The sequence below is a fragment of the Pseudomonas peli genome (assembly GCF_050563605.1).
GTDB classification, from domain to species: Bacteria; Pseudomonadota; Gammaproteobacteria; order Pseudomonadales; family Pseudomonadaceae; genus Aquipseudomonas; species Aquipseudomonas peli_A.
This window is the reverse complement of sequence record NZ_JBNXUH010000151.1, coordinates 1-388: the sequence shown is the minus strand read 5'-3', so window position 1 is coordinate 388 and position 388 is coordinate 1. Positions and strand designations below refer to the sequence as shown.

The following is a 388-nucleotide window of genomic DNA, read 5'->3' as shown; positions in this document are numbered from 1 at the left end:
ATAGTAGAGTGGAGTATTTTGTTTTCTATTTTTTTTCCAAAAAAAAGGCGGCATACGTCGTCGCCCGGTCCCGCACATGGGCACGGGAGTGTGTATAAGAGCCAGAGGTAATCCACCACCGCCGGAATAATCCCCGCCGCGCCATTGGTCGGCGCGGTAACAAGTGGGTGTTGTTTGTTTTTTTTTTTTTAAATGGGGCGGACACCCCCAAAGACCGACACGCGGGGGGCGTCGCCGGCRGCGTCAGATGTGTAWARGAGACAGARGWAAKGCAGCCCCGCCGGAATAATCCCCGCCGCGCCATTGGTCGGCGCGGTAACCATGCGCCCGCCGGCGGCGTTTTCCTCGTTTACCGCCAGGGCGAACAGGTTGACCCACTCCATACCAC

The 388-nt window shown here is 57.3% G+C and carries 1 pseudogene; it reads right to left on the bottom strand.

The features are described from left to right. Window positions 1-272: 272 nt before the first annotated feature. A pseudogene (locus tag ACQ4LH_RS21335) lies at window positions 273-388 on the bottom strand (L-serine ammonia-lyase, iron-sulfur-dependent, subunit alpha); the annotation flags it as partial.